This window comes from Desulfovibrio sp. 1188_IL3213 (assembly GCF_036763145.1).
In the GTDB taxonomy this organism is placed as follows: domain Bacteria; phylum Desulfobacterota; class Desulfovibrionia; order Desulfovibrionales; family Desulfovibrionaceae; genus Desulfovibrio.
The window spans coordinates 1-1,519 of sequence record NZ_JBAIYR010000499.1; the positions used below are offsets into that span (position 1 = coordinate 1).

The 1,519-nt window shown below is 61.0% G+C and carries 2 protein-coding genes; both read right to left on the reverse strand.

The window, feature by feature from the left end; translation table 11 throughout:
* Positions 1 to 116: 116 nt before the first annotated feature.
* Positions 117 to 515: a response regulator transcription factor gene (locus tag V6C16_RS13010; protein ID WP_333536559.1), complete on the reverse strand. Its 399-nt coding sequence runs from the start codon at positions 513 to 515 to the stop codon at positions 117 to 119.
* Positions 516 to 517: 2 nt separating this feature from the next.
* The coding region (locus tag V6C16_RS13015; RefSeq protein ID WP_333543410.1) for a sensor histidine kinase at positions 518 to 1,519 on the reverse strand (1,002 nt) is incomplete at its 5' end.

Sequence of the window (1,519 nt, forward strand, 5' to 3'; positions counted from 1 at the left end):
TGACGCAAGGGCGGCCAGATCCTGCGCAAGACCCGCGGATTCACGGATGACGGCCAGAACATTGCGCATATCATGCACTGCCGAGGCCAGCAGTCGGGCCGTACACTGACTGACGTTCATGACATGTCTCCCCCGCCGGAGGCTGCCTCACGCCCGTCACGGCACGCGGACTCCAGCGTTTCAAGAAAAGTGTTGAAACTGAGCGGCTTTGTCAGACAGGCATAGGCCTGGCTTACGGGCGAAACACCCGTATCGTCCACGGCCGCATGCCCGGTGAGCAGCAGCACGGGCAGGCCGGGCTGCACGTTCTTGAGGCGGCGCAGCACCTCATCGCCGGGCAGACCGGGCATGAGAAGGTCAAGCACCACCACATCGGGCATTTCCTCTACAGCGGCCCGCAGGGCCGCCAGGCCGTCATAAACCACACGTACGCTGTACCCGCGCAACTCAAGCCTTTCGGCCAGAGTTTCCACAAAGTCCTTTTCGTCATCAGCCAGCAGTATGCGCAAAGCCATTGCTATACCTCCGCAGAGCCGTCAGGCGGAACCAGGGGCAAGGTTACACGCACGACACTGCCGCGCCCCTCCTCACTTTCCACACGGATATCGCCGCCAAGTCTGCGCACGATGCCGTAAGTGATAAACATGCCAAGCCCTGTGCCTTTGTTTTTCTTGGTGGAATAAAACGGCTCGAAAATGTGCCGCAGCACCTCTTGAGGCATGCCCTTGCCATTATCACGCACGGTCACCTCAAGCGCGGACGGCCCCGATGGCACACAGCGCACTTTTACAAAGCGCCCTTGCCCGTCGGCAGCCACACCAGCCTGCCCGCTGCCGGTCACGGCATCCAGGGCGTTGCCCACGATATTCAAAAAGACCTGCTGTAACTGGCCCCTGTCTGAAACAATTTCGGGCAAGCCCTCGGCCAGATCCATTTCCAGCGTTACCCCCCGGTTCTTGGCTTCGCGCTCAAGAAACGACAGGGTTTCGGTGATGACTTCCTCAATGTGCAGGCTCTGGCGGTTGGCCTCCATCCGGCGGGCAAAGCCCAGCAGGCGGTGGGTGATGCCGCGCGCCCTTTCCACGGTGCTTTCTATGCCTTCAAGCAGACCGTTCAGCCGTTCGCTGTCCCTGCTTTCGCCGCAAATCTTGCCCATGCTCAGCAGGTCGCGGGCAAGGCCCGCCTTTTCATAAATGACGGCCAGAGGATTGTTGACCTCATGAGCCACGCCAGCCGCCAGCCGCCCGATGGACGAAAGTTTCTGGTTGTGTTCCATCTGGGCAAAAACCGCCACCCGGCGCTCATCGCTGGCCTGCAGCCTGTTGACAAGCTGCTTCATGAGCAGGTGCGACACCAGAACAATAAGCGCTATGCCGCCGCACAGCACAAGCAGCAGTTCGGTGCGCAGGGCCGTCCACGAGCGAAACGCCTCGGCCTCGGGCTTGACTGCCAGCAGAATAAAATCCGTCCCGGCCAGTGCGCAAGAGGCCACCATAAGCTTGCGCCCCGACGGCTCGGC